The organism is Methylobacterium sp. PvP105 (assembly GCF_017876975.1).
Classification (GTDB): domain Bacteria; phylum Pseudomonadota; class Alphaproteobacteria; order Rhizobiales; family Beijerinckiaceae; genus Methylobacterium; species Methylobacterium radiotolerans.
In genome coordinates this window covers 176,517-194,444 of sequence record NZ_JAGIPA010000001.1, presented here as the reverse complement: position 1 = coordinate 194,444, position 17,928 = coordinate 176,517, and the positions used below count along the sequence as shown (strand labels likewise).

Sequence of the window (17,928 nt, the reverse complement as noted above, 5' to 3'; positions counted from 1 at the left end):
CGGAACTGGCTCATGGTCGGCACGCGAAGTGTCGGGCCTCTTAGCGGAGAGCGCGGGGCGGGTCAACGCGTCCGGCGCTTGTTTGCGCCGGCTTGGTCGACGAGCCGCTCCCTCAGTTCAGCGGCGGCGGGTAGCGGCGGACCCAGTTGCTCGCCGCGTCGTAGGCGGCACCGAGCTGCAGGCAGGCGAGCTCGCCGTGGTTGGGACCGACGATCTGGATGCCCGCGGGCAGCCCGGCCTCCCCGAACCCGGCCGGCACGGCCAGCGCCGGCAGGCCCGACATCGTCGCGGGAATCGTGATCTGCATCCAGCGGTGGTAGGTGTCCATCGCGTGGCCGCCCACGGTCTCGGGCCAGCGCAGGCTCTTGTCGAACGGGAAGACCTGGGCGCTGGGCATGACCACGTAGTCGTAGGCCTCCATGAAGCGGCGCAGGGTCTCGTACCAGCGGGTGCGCCCCTCCAGCGCCGCGATGATCCGGTCGGCGCCGAGCGCCAGTCCCCGCTCGACCTCCCAGACCGCCTCCGGCTTGAGCAGGGCCCGGTGGCGGGGCTCGTCGTAGAGCGGGCGGAGGTTCGCCGCGACGGTGAGGGCCCGCAGCACCAGCCAGTCCTGCCAGAGCCGCTCCATGTCGTAGCGCGGCATCGCCTCCTCGACGGTGCAGCCGATCTCCGCGAAGGTCGCCAGGGCGGCGCGCCCGACGTCGAGCACGCCGGGATCGAACGGGATCTCGCCGCCGCAATCGCCGAGCCACGCGATCCGCGTCCCGCGGAAGTCGCGGGCGAGCGGGCGCGCGAAGGCGGACGGGTCCTGCCGGACGGCGTTCGGGCAGCGCGGATCGTAGCCCGCCAGCACCGAGAGCATCAGGCCGATATCGCCCGGCGTGCGCCCGATCGCCCCGAGCACGCCGAGATTCGGGCTGAACACGTCCTTGGCCTCGGCCGGGATCCGGCCCCAGCTCGGGCGCAGGCCGTAGCAGTTGTTGAAGGCGGGCGGATTCCGCAGGGAGCCGGCATGGTCGCTGCCGTCGGCCACCGGCTGCATCCGCAGCGCCACCGCCACGGCGGCGCCGCCGCTCGACCCGCCCCCGGTCATCGCCGGGTCGTAGGCGTTGCCGGTGGCGCCGTAGACCGGGTTGAAGCTGTGCGAGCCGAGGCCGAACTCGGGGATGTTGGTCTTGCCGATGAAGATCGCCCCGGCGGCGCGCAGGCGGGTGACCATGATCGAGTCCGTCTCGGCGACCCGGTCGGCGAAGATCGGCGAGCCCTGCGTGAACCGCAGGCCGCGGACCGGGTCGAGATCCTTCACCGCCAGCGGGAAGCCGTGCAGCGGGCCGACGGGCTCACCGCGCGCCAGGACGGCGTCGGCGGCCTCGGCCTCCCGCAGGAGCGCGGCGTCGTCGGCCAGGCCCACGAGGGCGTTCACCTGCGGGTTGATCCGATGGATCCGCTCCAGATAGGCGCGCATCACCTCGACGCAGGAGACGACCCGGCCGCGGATGGCGGCGGCGAGGTCCACGGCGCCCATGGCGGTGATGCCGTCCTGTCGCGCGTCCTGCATCTTACCCTCCTCCGGATCGACGGACGATCGGTAACCGGAGGTTGGATCCGGGCAAAGATGGCTTCGGCCGATTAGATGGCTGGCCGGTATCCGTCTGGGTGAGCGCGGCGAAGCAACCCCATGTCGCCCGACGGTCACCGATCTCGCGCTGCCCGGGGTCGCCTCGCCGCGCCCGCGATGACGGTGCGCGGTCCCAGCCTAGGCGGTCACGCCACCGACCAGGGCAGCGTCTCCTCGCCGCGGAACACCACCACCGCCGTGTCGTCGACCGCGACGGCCTCGGCGATGCGGCTCTCCCGGCGCTCCAGGGTGACGGTCCCGGCATTCGGCTCCAGACCGTGGAAGCGGGCGCCGTTGAGCGACGCGAAAGCCTCGAACTTGTCCAGCGCCCCCTCCTCGTCGAAGACCTGCACGTAGGTCTGGAGCGCGCTCGGGCCGCAGAACACGCCGGCGCAGCCGCAGGACGCCTCCTTGGCGCCGCGGACATGCGGGGCCGTGTCGGTGCCGAGATAGAAGCAGGCCTCGCCGGAGGTCGCGGCCCGGCGCAGGGCGAGCCGGTGCCGCTCGCGCTTGGCCACCGGCAGGCAGTACAGGTGCGGGCGCAGGCCACCCTGGAAGATGTGCGTCCGGTTGATCACTAGGTGGTGCGGCGTGATCGTCGCCGCGCACCGGCTCCGGTGCTCGCGGACCACGTCGAGGATCTCCGCGGTGGTGGCGTGCTCCACGGTGACCTTCAGCCCCTGATGGCGGCCGAGGAGCGGGATCAGGCTGCCCTCCATGAAGGCGGCCTCGCGGTCGAAGATGTCGATCTCCGGGTCGGTCGCCTCGCCGTGGATCAGGAGCGGCATGCCGATCCGCTCCATCCGCTCCAGCACGGGCGCGATGCCATTGAGGTCGGTGACGCCCGCGTGCGAGTTCGTGGTCGCGCCCGCCGGGTAGAGCTTGGCGGCGACCCAGACCTTCTCCCTGAAGCCGCGCTCGATCTCGTCCGGGTCGGTGTCGTCCCGCAGGTAGCAGGTCATCAGCGGCGTGAAGTCCTGGCCCTCGGGCAGGGCCGCCAGGATGCGCTCGCGATAGGCCTGCGCGGCCGCGACCGTGGTCACCGGCGGCACGAGGTTCGGCATGATGATGCCCCGGGCGAACTGCGCCGCCGTGTAGGGCAGCACCGCCTTCAGCATGGCGCCGTCGCGCAGGTGGATGTGCCAGTCGTCCGGCCGGCGGATCGTGATCCGGTCGACCGGCTTCGCCTCCTGGCGCTCGGCGGGGAACAGCTCGGCGACGCCCATCGCGATCCTCTCCTCAGGCCTGGCCGAAGGCGGAGATGCCGCCGTGGGCCGCCGACCACTCCGCCGGGGCGTTGAGGAAGCGCTCGACCTCCGCCAGGGTCTTCGGGTCGAAGGTGCCCATCTCCTTGGCCACCGCCAGCACGTCCCACCACGTGGTGAGGTAGTGGAGCTTGATGCCGATCTCCTCCATCAGCGCGGCGCTGTCGGGGAAGATGTCGTAGTAGAACAGCACGAAGCAGTGATCGACCTGGGCGCCGGAATCGCGCAGGGCCTTGCAGAAATTGACCTTGCTGCGCCCGTCGGTGGCGAGGTCCTCGACCAGCAGGGTCCGGGCGCCCTCGACGATCTCGCCCTCGATCTGGGCGTTGCGGCCGAAGCCCTTGGGCTTCTTCCGGATGTACTGCATCGGCAGCATCATCCGGTCGGCGATCCAGGCCGCGAAGGGGATGCCGGCGGTCTCGCCGCCCGCGATGTGGGTCAGCTTCTCGTAGCCGATCTCGCGCACGATCGTGGCGGTGGCGAAATCCATCAGCGTCGAGCGCAGGCGCGGGAACGAGATGATCTTCCGGCTGTCGGTGTAGACCGGGCTCGCCCAGCCGGAGGTGAACTTGAACGGCTCGTCCTTGTAGAAGAGGACGGCCCCGATCTCGAGGAACATCTTGGCCGCCTCGCGGGCGATCACTGTCCGGTCGAGGGGCAGGAAGGGACTGGTCATGCGGCGTGCGCGCTCCGCTCGAGACGTCCTCCGCCGGTCCGGTAGACCGGTCCGGCCGGGGAGAACGCGTTGAATAAGGGCCTGACCGCCCTCCTCCGCCCTGTCTCCGCCAGCGTCAACCCTGATCGCGGCGCTATCCGCGCCTCAAGCAGGTCTGCCGGCCCGCAGATGCGCGAGGTGCCGGATCGCCAGGGCGTAGCCGTGCGTGCCGAACCCCGCCAGCACGGACGTGGCCGCGAGGGAGATGTAGGAGTGGTGGCGGAAGGCCTCGCGCCGGTGGACATTCGAGATGTGGCACTCGATCACCGGCACCTCGCAGGTGTTCAGCGCGTCGAGGAGCGCCACCGAGGTGTGCGTGTAGGCGCCCGCGTTGATGACGATCCCGGCCGAGCCGACCCGAAATTCGTGGATCGCGTCGATCAGCGCGTGCTCGGCGTTGCTCTGCCGGAAATCGACCGCGAGGCCGAAGCCCGCGGCGGTCTCGCGGCACAGGGCCTCGACGTCGGCCAGGGTCTCGCGGCCGTAGATCTCCGGCTGGCGCTTGCCGAGCAGGTTCAGGTTCGGCCCGTTCAGGACCAGGACGGTGTCGTTCATCGTGTGCCTCGCGGGCCGAGAGGTGCGACAACCGCCGGCAAGACTCAAGTCCGGCGCGGCACGGGCCCGGCACGACACGGGTCGCGGCTGTCATCCGGCCAGAGATGTCCCGCACACGGACCTGCCGCCCGCGCCGGGCGGTTCAGATCCGGGTTCCGCGGCGCTATCCCGGTCGCGGAACCCGGATGAGGCAGGGAGGACAGGCGAATGGCAGGATCCCGGAGCGACGCACCCGTGGTGATCGCGGTGGCGATCACCGGCTCGGTGCCGCGCAAGAAGGACAACCCGGCCGTTCCGGTCACCGTGGCCGAGCAGATCGAGTCGACCCATCAGGCGTTCGAGGCGGGCGCCACGCTCTGCCACATCCACGTGCGCAACGACGACGAGTCGCCCTCCTCCGACCCGGACAAGTTCGCCGCCGTGCAGGAGGGGCTGCGCCGGCACTGCCCGGGGATGATCGTGCAGTTCTCGACCGGCGGGCGCGGGCGCGACCCGGCCGCCCGCGGCCTCTCGCTCAGGCACCGGCCCGACATGGCCTCCCTGTCCACCGGCTCGGTCAACTTCCCGACGATCGTCTACGAGAATTCGGCGAGTCTCGTGACCGACCTCGCCGGCCAGATGAAGCAGTACGGCGTCCGGCCCGAGATCGAGATCTTCGACCTCTCGCACCTGCACGGGGCCAAGCGCCTCGTGCAGGCGGGCCTGATCGACGCGCGCCCGCACGTGCAGTTCGTGATGGGCGTCCAGAACGCGATGCCGGCCGAGGAGCACCTCCTCGACATCCTGCTCGCCGAGACCCGCCGGATCCTGCCGGAGGCGACCTGGACGGCGGCCGGGATCGGCCGCAACCAGGCGATCGTGATGGACTGGGCGCTCGCCCGCGGGGCGGACGCGGTCCGCACCGGCCTGGAGGACAACATCCGGGTGACGAAGGACCGTCTGGCGGCCGGCAACGCCGAGCTCGTCGGCCTCGCCGCCGAGGCGGTGGCGCGCCACGGTCGCCGCGTCGCCACGCCCGCGGAGGCCCGCGCCGCCCTGGGCCTGGGCTGATCGCGCGCGGGTGTTCCCGCGGCCGCGCGGTGGAGACGGCGCCGGATCCATGCGCCTGACGACACGCACGCCGTCCCGACCGCGATCCCTGATCGTCGGCTGCGCCGCCGCGGCCTGCGCGTTCCTGGCGGTGTCCTCGGAGGCTCCCGGGCAGGCCGGACCGGGACCGGCGGAGGCGCTCGTGAACGGGATCCAGACCATCCGGCGCGGCGACACCGTCACGAAGGTCGACCGGACCGGCAAGGGTGCGGTGCTGTGCATGCGCGGCATCCTGCAGGCGATGCGCGCCGTCGGACAGGCGTGCCACGCCGGCGCCGACCCGGACTTCCAGCAGGAACTGCGCGCCGCGCTCGCGCGCATCGATCGGTTCATCGCCGACAACGCCCCGGACAGGGCCGTCCCGCCGCGCGACGGGACAACGGAACCGGAGCAGCGGCCCGGCGCGGTCTGCGGCCGCGACGCGGAGGCCCTGTACGAGGCCCTGCGGACCGGCGGCGCCGCGGGCCTGCGCGCCCAGGTCGACGACCTGCTCTCGATCCCGCGCGAGCCTGTCATGAACCCGTGCCTGTGAGCCGGCCGGCGACGCCGCGGATTCGGGACGTCGCCCGCGCGGCGGCGATCCCGCCCCACCTTCTCACGGCCGACCCGGCGTGCTAACGATCCGCCCGCGCGGGTGTAGCTCAATGGTAGAGCAGCAGCCTTCCAAGCTGAATACCCGGGTTCGATTCCCGGTACCCGCTCCAAGCCCGCCGCGCTCCGCGCCTTCGGGCTCACCCGTCAGACCCTGTCAGGCGACGCCCGTGAAGAAGGTCGCGTAGCCGTCGTCGTGCACCCGGGCGAGATAGGCCCGGTACGGCGCGTAGCCCGGCTCGTCCGGCCCGATCCGCCCGTACCCGTGCGCGCCAGCCTGCTCGGGCAGCAGCGCCAGGGGTGAAGCGGCCGGGGTCAGCTGCGTGCCGCGCCCCGCGTGGAGGGTGGTCAGGACCCCGTACATCTCGCCCTGGATGTTCGGGCGGCACAGCACCGCGAGGCGGTGCTGCCCGTGCCAGTTGGTCACCAGGTAGATCATGCCCGACTGGCTCGGCACGGCGACGCTGCCGGATTGCGCGAAGGGCGCGTCGAGCCGCTCGGCCTCGCGGAACACGAGGCGGGCGGCGTCCGCGTCCCAGGCGATCTCGGTGCGGTAGGCGAAGATCGCGCCCGCCGTCCCGAACGAGGGCCGCAGGGTGAGGTAGCGCCCCTCGATCCAGGCCACGCTCTCCCGCGAGTAGGAGCCGAGCTCGTCGGGCGCGTGGCGGGCCGCCTCCGGGGTCGGGCGCCCCGTTTCCTGGCGGAGGGACTGGCCCAGGGCCTCCTCCAGCCGGATCGTCGTCGCCAGGGTGAAGGGCCGGCGGCCGGCGAGCGCCTTCTCCAGGGTCGAGATGCTGATCCGGGCCTCCTCGGCCAGCGTCTGCCGGGAGATGCGCCGGCGAGCCAGCGCCTCGCGCACGGTCTGGGCAATGGCGCGGCTCTGCGCCTCGGACAGTTCGATCTCGCTCACAGGCACGGCTCGCACGGGCTTGGCCCGCACAGATCCGCACGAAACCGCACATTTGCGCAAGCGCGGCCGGGCTGGCCGTCCACGCCCACGAGTCAGGAGCGCCCCGCCTCCGAGGCCAGCTCGCTCTCGACGATCAGCCGCAGCGGGCCGGCCCGCAGCGCCTCCAGGGGCCAGCAGGTGACGAGGTCGAGGTGCCGGCCGGGGGCCTGCGGGTCGATGCCCGAGGCGTCCCAGCGCGCCACCCGCGTGCCGGTGACTCGGAAGCGCAGGGTCCGGCCGTCGCGGCCCGTCACCATGACCGGATCGCCGGGCCTGAGCTGCCCCAGCACCGCGAACTGCGTGTCGCGGTGGGCGGCGATGACCGCGGTGCCGGGCGCGCCGGCCTCCGGGGTGCCGTCCAGATGGCCGGGGCCGAAGGCCAGGGCCTGCCCGCTCCCGCCCCTCAGCACCACGAAGCCGCGGCCCGCGACGGTGAGCCGGGCGACCGGCTCGGTGTCCGCCCAGGGCCAGGGCCGGGCGGGCCGACCCTCGGCCAGGGTGCGGGCGAAGGCGCGCTCCAGCAGCAGCTGCGCCAGGGCGGCCTTGGCGGGGATCCAGGCGGCCTGCGCCGCCAGCCCGATTCCCGCGAGGGTGAGGAGGGCCGCGAGGGCCCTCCCCAGTCCGGTCCCCGGACGGCGGCTCATCGCGCGTTCCCGGTCCGCCGGCCGCCGATCGTCGGGCCGGTGCGCAGCAGGAGGCCCAACAGGGCGAGGAGCAGGCCCAGGCCGAGCTGCGCCACGATCCCGGCCCCGGTCTGCGGCAGGTCGACCGCCCCGCCGTCGGCGCGGATCGGCACGATCCGGGCCGCCCCGTCGTCGGCGGGCGCGGCGCCGGGCCGGTCCGTGCCGAACACCTTGGCGAAGTCCCAGCCCGCCGGCAGGTTCAGCGGCAGGTCGGCGGCGACGAGGGCCGTGCCCGGCGTGCGGCGCGGGGTCGCGTCGATGGCCACGAGGCTGGTCAGCCGCGTCGTCAGGCCGTGCTCCAGGGCCAGCGCCAGGATGGTGGCGTCGGCCGCGTCCGCGCCGAGCCGCCCGGTGATGCGCGCCGTCTCGGTCTCGCCGATCCGGGAGCGCGCCCAGACCTTGGAGATGCCGGCGCCCTCGCCCGCTCCGGAGAGCGGCAGCGTCCGGGTCCAGGTCCGGCCGCCCACCCGGCCCGATACGGTCACGGTCCCGTGGAGCCCTCCCTCGGCCGATCCCGGCAGCCGCGCGGCGAAGACCAGCGGCTCGCCGCGGTACAGGTCGGGCAGCGCGCCCGGCGTGACCGCGACGCCCGGGACCGAGAAGGTCGCGGTCAGGTCGGTGACGGCGGGGGATTCCAGCTTCTCGTACAGTGCCCGGGTCCGCTCGCCGACCTGCGCGAGGTCGCGGATCTCGGTGAAGCTGCCGCGGCCGATCTCGGCGGCGTGGCGCATCAGGTGGCCGTTCGGCGCCGAGCCGATGCCGACCATGAACAGGCGCGTGCGCCCGAGATCCGCGTGGATCGCCGCGAAGATCCGTTCCTCGTCGCCGACGGCGCCGTCGGTGAGGAACACGACCTGGCGGACGCGCCCGTCCTCCGGGTGCGGGTCGGCGAGCGCCGCCTTGAGCGGCGCCAGCATCTCGGTGCCGCCGCGCGCCTCCAGGGCGGCGACGAAGGCTTCAGCCTCGGCCAGGGCCGCCCGCGTCGCCGGGACCGGCTCGGGATGCAGCGCGTCCCAGGTGTCGTCGAAGCGGATGACGTTGAAGCGGTCCCGCGGGCTCAGGCGGCCGAGGCCGGCCAGCAGCCCGGCCTTGGCCTGCCGCATCGAGGCGCCCGACATCGAGCCGGAATTGTCGATGACGAAGGTGACGTCGCGCGCCGGCCGGGCGGCCGCGTCGGCCTCGATCGCCGGCGGGCTCACGGCGGCCAGCAGATAGGTCCGGCCGGCCACGGTCTCGCGGAACAGGCCGAGGCCGGGCATCCGGCTCGGGACCGGCGCCCAGGTCAGCTCGAGATCGCGGTCGGCCGGCACGACGCCCTCGGCGAGCGTGACGGTCCGCGCCTCCGGGCCGGTCTCGATCACGCGGATCGCGTGGGTCGCGCTCTGAACGGCGCCGACGGCGAAGCCCGCCCGGAGCCGCACGGTGACGGCGACCGGGTTGGTCGGCGGGGACAGGGCCGGGTCGAGCACCGGCGGGCTGATCCGGGCGCGATCCGGAACCGGGTCGCGGGCCGCCGCGGCCGTGCCGTCGAGGGAGACCGCGTCCACCGAGGCGGGGGCGGGCTTGTAGCGGGGCGCGACGACCAGGGGCAGGCGCAGCGTCCGCGTCTCGCCGGAGACGGGGATCGTCTGCTGATAGGTGATCTGGACCAGCACCGTCTCGCCGGGGCCGATATTGGCGACCGCGTTGGTGAACACGTTGGGCCGCTCCTGCGCGGTGAGCGCCGCCGCTTGCCCGGCCGCCTTCGCGGCCTCGTAGGCGCGCTTGGCCGCCGCCCGCTCGCGGATGTCGGCGACGATCACGCGGGAGCCGACGACGAGCTTCATCCCGTCGACGGCCGCGTCCTCCGGCAGGGGGTACAGGTAGGTGCCCTCGACCCACTCCGCCGTGACGTTGCGGAAGGCCTGGGTGACGGTGGCCCGGGCGGTCGGGCCGCTGACGTCGACGCTGATGTCGGTCGCGAGCTGGACGGCCTCGACCGGCGCGGTGCCGGACGGCCCGCGCAGCGTGAGGCCGCCCCGTGCCGGCCCCGGCGCCGCGTGGGCCGAGGCGAGCATGACGAGGAGCGCCAGCAGCGCGAGGAAGAGGGGTGACAGCGCGGCGTTGCGGGGGGGCTCGAACGCGGATCGTGGAGCGAAGAACGGCATCGGGGAAACCTCCTGCGCCGGCGGATCGGGGCCGGCCCGTCGCTGAAGCTCCCGCGCCCGCCGCCCCGCCGCCACGAGAAGCTTCGCCCTTTTCCCGGCTCGGGCCGTACCTGCCGGCCGCGCCCGGGCGGATCTGTCCGGCGCCGGTGCGGAGCTGTGCGCCGCGCGACGCGTCCTGACGGATCCGCTCCCGGCTTGACATATGCGCAATCCGCGTCTTAGTTATGCTCAACTTGAGTAGAAATCGGCCGATGACCGAATCCGAGTTCCTGGCAGGCTACGACCCTGAGGCCTACGAGCGGCCCGCCCTGGCGGTCGACCTCGTCCTGCTGGGGATCCGGGCGGGGCGGCTCGCCGCCCTCCTCCTGCGGCGGAGCCGGCAGCCTCAGGCCGGCCTCTGGGCGCTGCCGGGCGGGTTCGTGGACATCGCCGAGACCCTCGACGCCGCCGCGGGGCGCGTCCTGCGCGAGAAGGCCGGGATCAGGCGGGCGCGGCTCGAGCAGCTCTACAGCTTCGGCGCGGTGGACCGGGATCCGCGGATGCGCATCGTCTCGGTCGCCTATTTAGCGCTGCTGCCGGAGGCCGCCTTCACCGAGGCCCTGGCGGGCGGCGCCGCGCTGACGGCGGCGGCACTGGTCGTGCCCTGGGCGGGCGAGGCCGGCGGCCCGGTCTCGGCCGAGTCGGAGAACGGCGGCCCCCTCGCCCTCGCCTTCGACCACGCCGACATCCTGGCGCTCGCCGTGAAGCGGCTGCGCGGCAAGCTCGACTACACGGATGTCGGCTTCGCGCTGCTCCCGGAGCACTTCACCCTCCGCCAGCTCCAGGACGTGCACGCGGCGATCCGCGGCGCGCCCCTCAACAAATCCGCCTTCCGCCGCCGCATGCGCGACCGGGGCTGGATCGCGCCGACGGGCGCCCGCGAGGCCGGGACGGCGTTCCGCCCCGCCGAACTCTTCCGCTTCGACAGCTCGGGTCAGTTCTGAGGCTTTGTTTCAACGCGCTCTCTCGAGCCGAACCGGCACCCACTCCGGCGGAGAGCGCTTCGAGGAGACCATCATGGCCACGGTCCGCAACATCGGTGTGATTGCCCAGCTCCGCAGCGAGGCGAGCAGCCACATCGTCCGCTTCCGCAACGGCCGGGTCCGGCAGAGCGGGCGGGGTCTGGTCTTCTGGTTCCGGCCCGAGACCGCCAGCATCAGCGAGGTGCCGGTCGACGATCGCGAGATGACCCTGTTCGTCCGCGGCCGGAGCCGGGACTTCCAGACCGTCGTGGTCCAGGGGACGATCGGCTGGCACGTCGTCGATCCGGAGCTGCTGGCGAGCCGGGTCGACTTCTCGATCGACCTCCGCACCGGGCGCCTGCAGGGCGAGCCGATCGAGCGGATCGAGGGCCGCCTCGGCGGCATCGCCGGCCAGGCGGTGCTGCAGTATCTCGGCGCGAGCCCGATCGGCGCCCTCCTCGACGCCGGGCCGGAGCCGCTGCGCGCCGTGCTGGAGCGGGTGCTGGTCGCCGCCCCGGCGCTGGCCGAGATCGGCGTCGCGGCGGTGTCGGTGCGGCTCACCAACCTCGCGCCGACCAGCGAGCTGGAGCGCGCCCTGCAGACGCCGACCTTCGAGGCCCTGCAGCAGAAGGCCGACGAGGCGACCTTCGCCCGGCGCGCCCTCGCCGTCGAGAAGGAGCGCGCCATCGCGGAGAACGAGCTCGCGACCAAGACCGAGCTGGCCCGGCGCGAGACCGTGCTGATCGCGCAGGAAGCCGAGAACGCCCGCGACCGCGCCGCCGGCGTCGCGGAGGCGCGGGGCCTGGAGGCGGCCGCGGAGGCCGAGCGGATCCGGCTCGTCGAGGGGGCCCGGGCCGAGGCGGAGCAGCGCCGCGCCGCCGTCTACCGCGACATGCCGCCCGCCGTGCTGCTCGGGCTGGCGGCCCGGGAGCTCGCCGGCAAGCTGGAGACCATCGAGCACGTCAACGTCACGCCCGACCTGCTGGCGGCGGTCCTCGGCGAGTTCCGGGGCGCGCTTCCCGCGCGGCTCGCGCCGCGCTGAGGAGGCCCGCCGTGCCGGCCATCACCCCCCGCGCGGTCTTCGTGATCCGCGACACGGATTACGAGCTGCTCATCGCCCGGCACGCGACCCGCGGCCAAGTCCGGTTCTTCCTGGAGAGCCGGGACCAGACGCTCGCCGAGGTCGAGGCGCGCCACGCCCAGTTCCAGGCCGTGCTCGCCGAGGCCCGGGCCTGCGTGCCCCTGGACTGGCGGCAGGCCCTGGTGCGGCGCCCCGACCTCGACCGCTTCCTGTTCGCCCCCGAGGACGTGGTCGTGGCGGTGGGGCAGGACGGGCTCGTGGCCAACGTCGCCAAGTACCTCGACGGGCAGCCGGTGGTCGGCGTCAACCCGGCCCCCGACCTCTACGACGGCGTGCTGGCCCGGGCGCGGGTCGAGGCCCTGCGCGCGCTCCTGCCCGCCAGCGCCGCCGGCGCCGCGCCCCTCCAGCGGCGCACCATGGTGCAGGCGACCTTCGACGGCGGCGAGCGGCTGCTCGCCCTGAACGAGATCTTCGTCGGCCACCGCAGCCACCAATCGGCGCGCTACCGGATCGACGACGGGGCGCGGGCGGAGGACCACTCGTCGAGCGGCCTGATCGTGGCCTCGGGCACCGGCCTGACCGGCTGGGCGCGCTCGATCAGCGAGGCCACGCACCTCACCGTGGAGGTCGGCATCGAGGAGGCGGCGTTCGGCTACTGGGTGCGCGAGCCGTTCCCGAGCGTCGCCACCGGCACCGACCTGCGCGGCGGCAAGTTCGCCGGGTCGCCCCTCACCGTGGTGTCGCGGATGAACGAGGGCGGCGTGGTGTTCTCGGACGGGATCGAGCAGGATTTCGTCGCCTTCGACTGGGGGCGGCGGGTGAGCCTCGCGCCGGCCGACCGCACCTTCAACCTCGTGGCCGCGTAGCGCGGCCCCGACCGGGAGCCCCATGATCGCCATCCGGACCGACCGCCTGATCCTGCGGCGCTTCAGGCCGGACGACGCCGCCGACCTGTTCGCCTACCTGCACCGGCCGCGGGCGCGCTGCTTCCTGAGCGGCCGCCTCGACACGCCGGCGGACGCGCAGGCGGAGGCCGAGCGGCGCGGCCGCGACGACGAGCACGTGGCCGTGTGCCTGGCCGCGTCCGACCGGCTGATCGGCGACCTGTTCTGCCTCCCAGAACCGCCCGACACCTTCTCGGTCGGCTGGAACTTCAACGCCGCGTACGGCGGCGCGGGCTACGCCCGCGAGGCCGCGACCGCCCTGTTCGGACACCTGTTCTCCGAGCGGCGGGCGCGGCGGCTCTACGCCTATGTCGAGGAGGACAACGCCGCCTCGCGCCGCCTGTGCGAGGCGCTGGGGATGCGCCCCGAGGGTCTGTTCCGCGAGTTCATCTCCTTCGTGGACGACGACCGGGGCAACCCGATCTTCGAGAACACGATGCAGTACGCCGTCCTGCGCCGGGAATGGGCCGAGCGCTCCGCGCGCGGCTGAGGCCGGTCCGGCACTGTCCGAGGAGCCCGGCTGAATACGCCGGCGGCACTCAGCCGCTTTCGCGGGCGGCGGACCGGTCGAGACCCGGCGCGCCGACGGTGTCCGTCATCACGAGCGCAACGAAGTGAACCCAGGGCAGCGCGACGTCCGGAGGCGTGGCGCTGCTGGATCGCTTCGCGCCGCTCGCGAGGACGGCGGTGCGGCTCTTCGACGGCGCCGATCCCCGCGTCTGGCACGCTTCTTGGTTCGTATTCACCAGCGCAGCGTCGCCCCGGCGGCGGCTAGAGGTTGGCGTGCCGTCGATGTGGTGAGGTGCCGGGCGACCGGATCTCCGCGACTGCCTTGAGCCTGTCCCGAGCTCCGATCCCTCCGATTCAGCACCGGCACGCGCCGTCCGGCGGATCGCGCGATCCGCCCTCTGAGGAGAGTCGATATGTGCGACCGTCACGGCGATTATCGCGTCCCGGATTTCACGCGGTTCAAGCCCAGCCGCAGGCGCTTCCTCGGCGGGACCGCCGCCGCGCTGACCCTGGCGGTGGGCCCGGGACTGACGAGCCCGGCCGCGGCGGCCACCGGCATCCGGGCGACCCACGGCACCGGCTTCTGCAACCTGAACTTCTTCCTGGCCGAGGCGATGCAGCTCGCCAAGGATGACGGGCTCACCATCGACTTCGTCAACACGCCGACCTTCTCGGATCAGGTCACCTTCCTCGGGATGGGCCAGGTCGATGCCGGCGTGATGCCCTACACGAGCTTCATGGCGCTCTACGACGCCGGCGCCCCGGTGAAGATCGTGGCGGGCGGCGGCATCGAGGGCTGCGTGCTCGTGGCCCAGCCGGGCCTCGACAGCCCCGAGAAGCTCAAGGGCAAGACGCTCGGCACCTTCCAGCTCGATACGCTGGAGGTCCTGCCCTACGACTGGCTGAAGAAGAACGGCGTCGCCTTCAAGGACATCACGGTCCGCTACATGGGCTCGACCCCGGAGGCCGTGGAGGCGTTCCGCGCCGGGGCGCTGGACATCATCTCGACGATCGAGCCCTACGGCACCGCGCTGCTCACCGACGTGAAGGGCGCGGTGAAGCTCTCCGACGGCACCGACATCTACGGCAAGGGCTACACCGACTGCGTGCTGGCGGTCCGCAACGAGCTGATCGCCAAGAACCCGGCCGCCGTGAAGGCCCTGATCAAGGGCATGATGAAGGCCCAGGCCATGGCCGAGGGCGACCCCCAGGCCGCCCTGAACAAGCTCGTCGGCTCCTACTACAAGACCTCGATGAGCAACGCCCAGCTCGCCATGGGCCGGCAGCCGTCGGTGGTGGACGCCCGCAATCAGACGCAGTTCATCCTCGACCGGACCGATTCCGTGGCCGAGATGGGCTACATCAAGAAGAAGCCCGGCCGCGACGCGATCGACTGGACCCTGCTGGAGCAGGTCATCGCCGAGAACCCGGACCTCTACGGCAAGCTCAAGCTGAAGTCGGCCTGAGCGGATGGCCGTCGATCTCGCCCGCGCCGCCGTCCCGCACGTCCGGCCGCGCCTCCCGTTCGGTCAGCGCCTCGCGCTGCCCGACGGGCTCGTCCCGCTCCTGCAGCGGACCGGCTGGATGCTGGTCTCGGTCGGCTGCTTCGCCGGTCTCTGGGAGCTGCTCTGGGCGCTCGGCATCGCCGACGCCAAGCTCCTGCCGCCGCCGCACATCTTCCTCGGCAACCTCGCCGAGCAGGCGCGCTTCTTCAACACCGCGCAGCGCTGGCAGATCGGCACCGGGATGAATACCGGCCCGAGCCCCGCCATGGCGGTGCTGATCACGGTGCTCGCCTCTACCGGCCGCGTGCTGGCGGGCCTCGCCCTGGCGGCCTCCCTGTCGATCCTGGTCGGCGTCGGGATCCGCTACTTCAAGCTGTTCGAGCGTCTGACCCTGCCGACCATCACGCTCCTGGCGCCGGTCTCGCCGATCGCGTGGCTGCCGGTGGCGATCTTCATGTTCGGGATCGGCAACGCCCCGGCGATCTTCATGGTGTTCATCGCCCTGTTCTTCACGATGGTGCTCTCGACCATCCAGCAGATCGACGGGGTCAACCGGAACTACATCAACGTCGCCCGGACCATGGGGGCGACGAAGCGCCAGATCTACGCCCGGGTGATCGTGCCGGCGATCCTGCCGGGCCTGCTCGCGGTGCTGCGCCTCAACCTGTTCGGCGCCTGGATGGTGGTGCTCGTCGCCGAGGCGACGGGCGTCGGCTACGGGCTCGGCCAAGTGATCATGCTGGCGCGCAACACGTTCAACCCGTCGCTCGTCTTCTTCACCATCACGCTGATCGGCCTGCTCGGCTTCGCCTTCGACCTGCTGTTCCGGCTGGTCCAGCGGCGGCTGCTGTACTGGCTGCCGCGCGACGCGGGGTCCTCCCTTGGCCTCTGATCCTGCATCCCAGGACGCCGTCTCCTGCCGCGGCGTCGCCAAGGTCTGGGCGGCCGGCACCGCCCGCGCCCACGAGGCCCTGCGCGACATCGACCTCACCGTGCGGCCCGGCGAGTTCGTGGTGTTCCTCGGACCCTCGGGCTGCGGGAAGAGCACGCTGCTCTACCTGATCGCCGGGCTCGAACCCGCCTCCGGGGGCGAGCTCCTGGCCTTCGGCGAACCGGTCACCGGCCCGTCGCCGGAGCGCAGCCTGATCTTCCAAGAGACCTCGCTGCTGCCCTGGCTCAGCGTCTGGCAGAACGTCAGCTTCGGCCTGTCGCTGAAGGGCGTGCCGGAGGCCGAGCGCCGGAGCGTCGCCCGGGCGGCGCTCCAGCGCGTCGGCCTGGCCGAGGCCTTCGACAAGCGGCCGGACGAGCTGTCCGGCGGCATGCGCCAGCGGGTGGCCGTGGCGCGGGCGCTGGCCATGCGCCCGAAGGTGCTGCTGATGGACGAGCCCTTCGCGGCGCTCGACGTCCAGACCCGCCAGAAGATGCAGGACTTCCTGCTCGACGTCTGGCGCGACAGCGGCGCCTCGGTGCTGTTCGTGACCCACCACATCGACGAGGCGGTGGCGCTCGCCGACCGCGTGGTGGTGTTCACCGCCCGCCCCGGTCGGATCAAGACGATCGTCCGCAACGACCTCGCCCGCCCGCGCGACCCGTTCTCGCCCGAGGCCGAGGCGCTGCGGCGTCACCTCACCGAGCTCCTGCGCGACGAGGTCGACCGGGCCTTCGCCGAGCAGGAAGCGCTCGTCTGACCCCCTCCCCCAACACGGACACGACCATGGCCACATCGCTGATCCGCAGCCGGCGGATGATCACCCGTACCCTCGACCACGATCGCTGGGAGGAGATCGCCGACGGCGCGGTCCTTCAGAAGGACGGGGTCATCGCGGCGGTCGGCACCTACGCGGACCTGCACGCCCGCTACCCCGACGCCCCGGTGATCGGCTCCGGCCGCGAGATCCTGCTGCCGGGCTTCGTCAACGGCCACCACCATGTCGGCCTGACGCCGGTGCAGCTCGGCTCACCCGACATGCCCCTGGAGCTGTGGTTCGTCACCCGCATGGTGGCGCGCAACCTGAACCTCTACCTCGACACCCTCTACTCGGCCTTCGAGATGATCGGCTCCGGGATCACCACGGTCCAGCACATCCACGGCTGGATGCCGGGCAGCCTGGAGGAGGTCGAGGCGCGCTCCAACGAGGTGCTGCGCGCCTATCGCGACATCGGCATGCGGGTCTCGTACTGCTTCGCGGTCCGCGACCAGAACCGTCTCGTCTACCAGGCCGACATGGATTTCGTGGCGAGCCTGCCGGCGCCGCTGCAGGACCCGATGAAGCGCTGGTTCGAGCGCTTCCAGATGTCCCTGGAGGACAATTTCTCGCTCTTCCGCAGCCTGCATGCCGGCCAGGAGGGGGCCTCGCGCGCCAAGATCCAGCTGGCGCCCGCCAACCTGCACTGGTGCTCCGACGCGGCCCTCGAAGGGCTCGCCGGACTGTCCGAATCCTACGACGTGCCGATGCACATGCATCTCGTCGAGACCGCCTACCAGAAGGCCTACGCGGAGAAGCGCGGCGGCGGTACCGCCCTCGAGTACCTCGACCGGTTCGGGATGCTCGGTCCGCGCCTGACGCTCGGCCACGGCGTCTGGCTCAACGAATCCGACATCGACCGGGTGGCGGCCACCGGCACCTGCATCTGCCACAATTGCTCGTCGAACTTCCGGCTGCGCTCCGGCGTGGCGGCGCTCAACCGGTTCGAGGCGAAGGGCATCAACACGGCGATCGGCCTCGACGAGGCCGGCATCAACGACGACCGCGACATGCTCCAGGAGATGCGCCTCGTGCTGCGCGCCCACCGGGTGCCCGGCATGGACGAGGCCGACGTGCCGAGCATGGCGCAGGTGCTGCGGATGGCGACCGTCGGCGGCGCCCGCACCACCCCCTACGGCGACGGCCTCGGCACGATCGAGGTCGGCAAGGGCGCCGACCTCGTCCTGATCGACTGGGACCAGATCGCCTACCCGTATCTCGACCCGGAGACGCCGCTCCTCGACGCGGTGATCCAGCGGGCCAAGACCGGCGGCGTCACCGCGGTGCTGTGCGAGGGCGAGGTGCTCTACGCGGACGGGCGCTTCACGCGGGTCGACCGCGACGCCGCCCTGAAGGCGCTCCACGACGACCTGTCGCGGGCGCTCTCGGACGACGAGGTCGAGCGGCGCCAGCTCTCGAAGGCGCTGCTCCCCCACGCGCGGCGCTTCTACGCCGACTACATCGACCCGTCGCGGCACGAGCCGTTCTACCGCCCGAGCTCGCGCGTCTGACGGCGCGGGCCCGGGTCGG

Annotated in this window: 17 protein-coding genes and 1 tRNA gene; 11 read left to right on the top strand and 7 right to left on the bottom strand. The window is 72.7% G+C overall.

Features of this window, described 5'->3' with window-relative positions; genetic code table 11:
• Positions 1–112: 112 nt before the first annotated feature.
• The 4 genes from J3A75_RS00965 to aroQ all read right to left on the bottom strand — a co-directional run bounded on the left by J3A75_RS00965 (position 113) and on the right by aroQ (position 4,153).
• Positions 113–1,558 carry an amidase gene (locus J3A75_RS00965; RefSeq protein WP_012322213.1) on the bottom strand — a complete coding sequence of 482 codons (1,446 nt, stop codon included), beginning with the start codon at positions 1,556–1,558 and terminating at the stop codon, positions 113–115.
• Between the two features lie 206 nt (positions 1,559–1,764).
• Positions 1,765–2,844 (bottom strand): dihydroorotase, encoded by a 1,080-nt coding sequence (pyrC, locus tag J3A75_RS00960; RefSeq protein WP_029361017.1) that lies wholly within the window; start codon positions 2,842–2,844, stop codon positions 1,765–1,767.
• 13 nt (positions 2,845–2,857) lie between these two features.
• A complete protein-coding gene (locus tag J3A75_RS00955; protein ID WP_012322211.1) occupies positions 2,858–3,559 on the bottom strand; it encodes an orotate phosphoribosyltransferase in 702 nt (233 codons plus the stop codon).
• A 144-nt stretch (positions 3,560–3,703) separates the two neighbouring features.
• Positions 3,704–4,153 (bottom strand): type II 3-dehydroquinate dehydratase, encoded by a 450-nt coding sequence (gene aroQ, locus J3A75_RS00950; protein WP_012322210.1) that lies wholly within the window; start codon positions 4,151–4,153, stop codon positions 3,704–3,706.
• Positions 4,154–4,360: 207 nt separating this feature from the next.
• Here aroQ and J3A75_RS00945 point away from each other — a divergent pair, with 207 nt between their 5' ends.
• From J3A75_RS00945 to J3A75_RS00935, 3 genes are all read left to right on the top strand, one after another.
• Positions 4,361–5,203: a 3-keto-5-aminohexanoate cleavage protein gene (locus J3A75_RS00945; protein WP_058608045.1), complete on the top strand. Its 843-nt coding sequence runs from the start codon at positions 4,361–4,363 to the stop codon at positions 5,201–5,203.
• A 49-nt stretch (positions 5,204–5,252) separates the two neighbouring features.
• Positions 5,253–5,774 (top strand): hypothetical protein, encoded by a 522-nt coding sequence (locus tag J3A75_RS00940; RefSeq protein WP_071000528.1) that lies wholly within the window; start codon positions 5,253–5,255, stop codon positions 5,772–5,774.
• A 98-nt stretch (positions 5,775–5,872) separates the two neighbouring features.
• Positions 5,873–5,946: transfer RNA gene (locus J3A75_RS00935), tRNA-Gly, on the top strand.
• A 44-nt stretch (positions 5,947–5,990) separates the two neighbouring features.
• Here the strand turns inward: J3A75_RS00935 and J3A75_RS00930 are convergent.
• From J3A75_RS00930 to J3A75_RS00920, 3 genes are all read right to left on the bottom strand, one after another.
• Positions 5,991–6,743: a multiprotein-bridging factor 1 family protein gene (locus J3A75_RS00930; protein WP_071000527.1), complete on the bottom strand. Its 753-nt coding sequence runs from the start codon at positions 6,741–6,743 to the stop codon at positions 5,991–5,993.
• A 92-nt stretch (positions 6,744–6,835) separates the two neighbouring features.
• Entirely contained in the window at positions 6,836–7,426 is a 591-nt protein-coding gene (locus J3A75_RS00925; protein ID WP_071000526.1) for a class GN sortase, read from the bottom strand.
• Positions 7,423–9,612 carry a marine proteobacterial sortase target protein gene (locus tag J3A75_RS00920; RefSeq protein WP_071000525.1) on the bottom strand — a complete coding sequence of 730 codons (2,190 nt, stop codon included), beginning with the start codon at positions 9,610–9,612 and terminating at the stop codon, positions 7,423–7,425. Before J3A75_RS00920 ends, J3A75_RS00925 begins: the two co-directional genes overlap by 4 nt.
• Positions 9,613–9,863: 251 nt before the next feature.
• Here J3A75_RS00920 and J3A75_RS00915 point away from each other — a divergent pair, with 251 nt between their 5' ends.
• From J3A75_RS00915 to J3A75_RS00880, 8 genes are all read left to right on the top strand, one after another.
• Entirely contained in the window at positions 9,864–10,595 is a 732-nt protein-coding gene (locus J3A75_RS00915; protein WP_063111516.1) for an NUDIX hydrolase, read from the top strand.
• Between the two features lie 73 nt (positions 10,596–10,668).
• Complete coding sequence (locus J3A75_RS00910) at positions 10,669–11,655, top strand: SPFH domain-containing protein (protein WP_071000524.1); 987 nt, start codon at positions 10,669–10,671, stop codon at positions 11,653–11,655.
• An 11-nt stretch (positions 11,656–11,666) separates the two neighbouring features.
• On the top strand, positions 11,667–12,560 hold the full coding sequence (locus J3A75_RS00905; RefSeq protein ID WP_012322059.1) for an NAD(+)/NADH kinase: 894 nt from the start codon (positions 11,667–11,669) through the stop codon (positions 12,558–12,560).
• 22 nt (positions 12,561–12,582) lie between these two features.
• Positions 12,583–13,128 (top strand): GNAT family N-acetyltransferase, encoded by a 546-nt coding sequence (locus tag J3A75_RS00900; protein WP_029358250.1) that lies wholly within the window; start codon positions 12,583–12,585, stop codon positions 13,126–13,128.
• A 433-nt stretch (positions 13,129–13,561) separates the two neighbouring features.
• Positions 13,562–14,614, top strand: coding sequence for an ABC transporter substrate-binding protein (locus J3A75_RS00895; protein ID WP_012322057.1), 1,053 nt, complete (start codon positions 13,562–13,564; stop codon positions 14,612–14,614).
• Between the two features lie 4 nt (positions 14,615–14,618).
• Complete coding sequence (locus J3A75_RS00890; RefSeq protein ID WP_012322056.1) at positions 14,619–15,545, top strand: ABC transporter permease; 927 nt, start codon at positions 14,619–14,621, stop codon at positions 15,543–15,545.
• On the top strand, positions 15,535–16,341 hold the full coding sequence (locus J3A75_RS00885) for an ABC transporter ATP-binding protein (protein WP_012322055.1): 807 nt from the start codon (positions 15,535–15,537) through the stop codon (positions 16,339–16,341). The genes J3A75_RS00890 and J3A75_RS00885 overlap by 11 nt, the downstream gene beginning before the upstream one ends.
• Positions 16,342–16,367: 26 nt before the next feature.
• On the top strand, positions 16,368–17,909 hold the full coding sequence (locus J3A75_RS00880; RefSeq protein WP_071000523.1) for an amidohydrolase family protein: 1,542 nt from the start codon (positions 16,368–16,370) through the stop codon (positions 17,907–17,909).
• Positions 17,910–17,928: the final 19 nt, after the last annotated feature.